The organism is Shewanella sp. CG12_big_fil_rev_8_21_14_0_65_47_15, from assembly GCF_002783505.1.
Taxonomy (GTDB): domain Bacteria; phylum Pseudomonadota; class Gammaproteobacteria; order Enterobacterales; family Shewanellaceae; genus Shewanella.
Genome location: NZ_PFGL01000057.1, coordinates 1 through 4,339 on the forward strand (window position 1 = coordinate 1; position 4,339 = coordinate 4,339).

4 protein-coding genes, 4 tRNA genes and 1 rRNA gene are annotated in these 4,339 nt (G+C 45.1%); 1 reads left to right on the top strand and 8 read right to left on the bottom strand.

What is annotated here, in order from left to right:
• The 5 genes from COW15_RS15665 to COW15_RS15685 form a co-directional block, all read right to left on the bottom strand.
• The coding region (locus COW15_RS15665) for a GTP-binding protein (RefSeq protein WP_293633509.1) at nucleotides 1-102 on the bottom strand (102 nt) is incomplete at its 3' end.
• Between the two features lie 116 nt (nucleotides 103-218).
• Nucleotides 219-294 (bottom strand) — tRNA-Thr (locus tag COW15_RS15670).
• 9 nt (nucleotides 295-303) lie between these two features.
• A tRNA-Gly gene (locus tag COW15_RS15675) sits at nucleotides 304-377 on the bottom strand.
• A 37-nt stretch (nucleotides 378-414) separates the two neighbouring features.
• Nucleotides 415-499: transfer RNA gene (locus tag COW15_RS15680), tRNA-Tyr, on the bottom strand.
• A 7-nt stretch (nucleotides 500-506) separates the two neighbouring features.
• Nucleotides 507-582 (bottom strand) — tRNA-Thr (locus tag COW15_RS15685).
• Nucleotides 583-816: 234 nt separating this feature from the next.
• Here COW15_RS15685 and coaA point away from each other — a divergent pair.
• The gene (gene coaA / locus COW15_RS15690; protein ID WP_293633503.1) at nucleotides 817-1,767 is read left to right on the top strand and encodes a type I pantothenate kinase; all 951 of its coding nucleotides are present in this window, start codon (nucleotides 817-819) and stop codon (nucleotides 1,765-1,767) included.
• A gap of 10 nt (nucleotides 1,768-1,777) precedes the next feature.
• Here the strand turns inward: coaA and birA are convergent, their stop codons facing one another.
• The 3 genes from birA to rrf form a co-directional block, all read right to left on the bottom strand.
• Nucleotides 1,778-2,737 (bottom strand): bifunctional biotin--[acetyl-CoA-carboxylase] ligase/biotin operon repressor BirA, encoded by a 960-nt coding sequence (gene birA / locus COW15_RS15695; RefSeq protein ID WP_293633505.1) that lies wholly within the window; start codon nucleotides 2,735-2,737, stop codon nucleotides 1,778-1,780.
• Nucleotides 2,730-3,755, bottom strand: coding sequence for a UDP-N-acetylmuramate dehydrogenase (gene murB / locus COW15_RS15700; RefSeq protein WP_293633507.1), 1,026 nt, complete (start codon nucleotides 3,753-3,755; stop codon nucleotides 2,730-2,732). Before murB ends, birA begins: the two co-directional genes overlap by 8 nt.
• Before the next feature lie 188 nt (nucleotides 3,756-3,943).
• Nucleotides 3,944-4,059, bottom strand: a 5S ribosomal RNA gene (gene rrf, locus COW15_RS15705).
• Between the last annotated feature and the right edge of the window lie 280 nt (nucleotides 4,060-4,339).

Below are 4,339 nucleotides of genomic sequence, written 5' to 3' on the forward strand. Positions count from 1 at the left end.
GTGAGAGATAGCTGCAGTCAGAGTGGTTTTACCATGGTCAACGTGACCAATGGTGCCCACGTTTACATGGGGCTTAATACGTTCAAATTTAGCTTTAGCCATGGTATTGCCTCAATCCAAGAGTCTTGGTGATGAAAACTTACATATAGAAAAAATCCGATGCATATAAATGACATCGAACCGATTATGTTAGGTATAGGAGCTTAGTTCAGAAAGGCTGGTGCTGATAGGCAGATTCGAACTGCCGACCTCACCCTTACCAAGGGTGTGCTCTACCAACTGAGCCATATCAGCATACAAATTTGGAGCGGGCAGCGGGAATCGAACCCGCGTTATCAGCTTGGAAGGCTGGAGTAATACCATTATACGATGCCCGCGCAACCTAACTAAGGCTACCTAACTACCTAGAAAAAATGGTGGAGGGAGAAGGATTCGAACCTTCGAAGGCGGAGCCGTCAGATTTACAGTCTGATCCCTTTGGCCACTCGGGAACCCCTCCAGTAAAATGGTGCCGGCACCAAGAGTCGAACTCGGGACCTACTGATTACAAGTCAGTTGCTCTACCAACTGAGCTATGCCGGCAAATCATTTCGGAACGGGATATTAGGTAAATGTGCCCCTGAGTGCAAGCAAAAAACATCTATTTGTTTAAAAAAAGCAGTCAAATGATGTTTTTTTACACGTTAATGGCATTTGACGATGAATTACACATCGAATACAACCCTGTAGGAATGAAACAAGGCCCTAATCGTTGATTTTGTATTGTCGCCAATAAGGTCATGGTGTACTGTGCCTTTCCTAAGCCGAGGAAAGCCAATGACATCTATAAATCCAATTCAAAAAGCACTCTATCTTGCCTTTGAACGCACCCAATGGTCCGAGTTAAGGGATTCAGTCCCCCTAACGCTGAGTGAACAGGATTTGGAAAATCTTCGGGGTATCAATGAGAAGGTTTCGCTCTCTGAGGTAACAGATATTTATCTTCCCCTGAGTCGGTTACTCAATTTAATTGTTAAGGCAAAACAGCAACGCGGTTTAGTACTTGATGAATTCCTAGGGCAAAAACCTTCTCCGAGTCCTTACATTATTAGCATTGCTGGCAGTGTCGCCGTGGGTAAAAGTACCACAGCACGTATTTTACAGGCTTTACTACGCCACTGGCCCGAGCATCCTAAAGTCGATTTGGTCACCACCGATGGCTTTCTGTATCCCTTAGCCGATCTAAAACGTAAAGGGCTGCTCCAGCGCAAAGGCTTCCCAGAAAGTTACGATATGAAAATGTTGGTGGAGTTTATTTCCGCCGTAAAGTCTGGTCAGGCACATGTTAAAGCGCCTATTTACTCCCACGTCACCTATGACCGGATCCGCAATCAGCACCAGACTGTCTCACAACCCGATATTTTGATCCTCGAAGGACTCAATGTTTTACAAACGGGATTAGATTCCCCCGTGGATACTCGTAGGCCATTCGTTTCTGATTTTGTTGATTTTTCTATTTATGTTGATGCTGAAGAAACGCTTTTAAAGCAATGGTATAAAGAGCGTTTTTTACAATTTCGTCAAGGGGCTTTTAGTGATGAAAAATCCTACTTTCATCACTACTCGACACTAACCGACGATGAAGCCAATACGATTGCCGCCAATATTTGGGACACCATTAATGGCCCAAACCTGCAATTGAATATTCAACCGACTCGAGAAAGAGCCCATTTGATCCTACAGAAAGGTCAGGATCATCTCATGTCACATGTATTGATGCGTAAATAGCACAATAAGCTTAACGCGCCCTTAGGCTAATCTCACCGCCGATGAAAGCTTGAATACCATCGGCGGTTTCGAGCAATACAGCACCCTGCTCATCTACGCCGCGACAAATACCGTCAACATGGTTTTCGCCCATCAGCAAACGGATCTCTTTGCCATAGAATAAGTCAGCCTCCTGCCAACGCGCCTTAAATGCCGCCAAACCCTCACGCTCAAATAATTGTATATCTCGCTTAAGCTGCTTTTGCAGCGCAATCACTAGATCGGTTTTATCCGGCATAGTTGCTAAGGTCGATAAATCACTCCATGGCTGATCAATGCCCTTTGCTTGCTCTTCCGACATCGCCATATTCACGCCGATACCAATAATCAGTTGGCACTCGCTATCGGCCTGTCCCGACATTTCAATCAAAATACCCGCTAACTTCTTATGGTTGAGATAAATATCATTAGGCCATTTAACCCCAATATTTTCAACGCCATAGGATTTAAGCACTTCAACTAAAGTACAAGCTACGACCAGACTTAAGCCCATGGCCTGTGCCATACCCTGTGGGAATGACCAAAATTGAGAGAAGTACAGATGGTGTCCATATGGAGATACCCAAGTTCGTCCCCTTCGGCCGCGCCCGGCAGATTGATACTCGGCCACACACACATCACCACGCTTCAGTTCACTCGTGTGACTCAACATAAAAGCGTTGGTACTTGGGATTTCATCAAAATAAAAACATCGATCTTCAATAGATTGCACTAAACGTACCGGATCAATCAAAGAAATAGCATGGGCGAGTTTATAACCTCGACCTTTTACGCTATAGATAGATACCCCATAGGTTTCTAACACATCAATATGTTTATTCACTGCGGCGCGAGAAATCCCAAGTTCAGTGGCTAACTGCTCGCCTGAAACAAATTGCCCGCTTGATAATAAAGCTAGTATCTGGCGTTTTCTTCCCCAATGATCAGACATGCAAATCTCCTTCACCGTTAGCCCCTATGATTCTAGGTTCGGCTTCTAGCACTACACCAAATTTATCCCGTACTTGCGCAATAACATGCAGCGCCAAGCGGCAAATATCATGCCCCGTTGCTCCTCCTCGATTCACTAACACTAAGGCTTGCTTGTCATGCACTGCCGCATTGCCGAGCACAAAACCTTTCAGTCCGGTTTGTTCAATCAACCAGCCTGCCGCCAACTTCACTGTAGCATCCACTTGTGCATAACCCACAATGGTTGGAAAGCGCTGTGCTAAATCTAGATAACAGACCGCGCTAACAATCGGGTTTTTAAAGAAACTGCCGGCATTGCCAAGCACAGCAGGATCTGGAAGCTTTTCACTGCGTACTTGGCATACGCGCTCAAAAATCTCATGCGCTGTAACGGTTGCAGGATCAAACGATTGTAATGGACCATAGGCCAAACGCGGTTGCCAACGTTTAGCTAAGCGCAGCCCAACAGCAGTTACTACCGCGAGATTGCGCAATTTGTCTTTGAAAATAGACTCTCGGTATGCAAATTGACACTCAGCAGTGCTGATCCTCACAAACTCACCAGAGGCTAAATCAAGATACTCAACCCAATTACACACATCACATAGTTCAACACCATAAGCGCCAATATTCTGAATAGGTGATGCTCCAACTGTTCCTGGAATTAACGCCATATTCTCCAGCCCAAACATGCCATGCTCGAGCGTAAACTGAATTAACTCGTGCCAATTCTCGCCCGCCTCAACCTCGAGGTAAAACGCTTCTTCGTCTTCAGATACTTTTATGCCCTTAGACAAAATCCTGACGACAGTACCGTTAAAATCCTCCGTAAAGACCAGATTGCTACCGCCACCAAGCACCAGCATAGGCAACTGCTGTTGCCATAGTGGTAGACATATCGCCTTAATAGCGTCTTTTGAGTGTGCCTCAACAAGATCGGCACAAGACTGGGCTAAACCAAAGGAATTAAACGATTGAAGGCTATGAGATAGAGACATGTGTTTGTTCAATGACGACAAAAGCGTATTGTAACTGCTAAAAGCGAGGATTGCAGCTCATGCTAGAGAAGATGGCTTGATGAAGAGCTGAGAGGAAAGTAGAAAAATCACTCAGACTCATAAATTTCAGATGCAAAAAAGCCAGCTTATTCAGCTGGCTTCGTTACATCTCAATGAGATAATTAGGCGCTTGGCGATGACCTACTCTCACATGGGGAGACCCCACACTACCATCGGCGCGATTGCGTTTCACTTCTGAGTTCGGGATGGGATCAGGTGGGACCACAATGCTATTGTCACCAAGCAAATTCTTACTGGTTAATTGTCCGTCTGACGGCATTGTCTCCTCGCTACTGTGCTCATGTACTAACGTACACTCCGCGCCTCGCTCGTCACGGCTTTGTCAGCCTAACAATTTCCTGCGTAATTAACCTTTTAATTAAAATTTGAAAAGCTGATTTTCTGTTTGAGTCTTTAACTTTATCAAGTATCTGTATTCTGTCTAAGTTCGCTTAGCAAAACCCATCTGGGTTGTATGGTTAAGCCTCTCGAGTCATTAGTACATGTTAGCTCAACGCCTCACA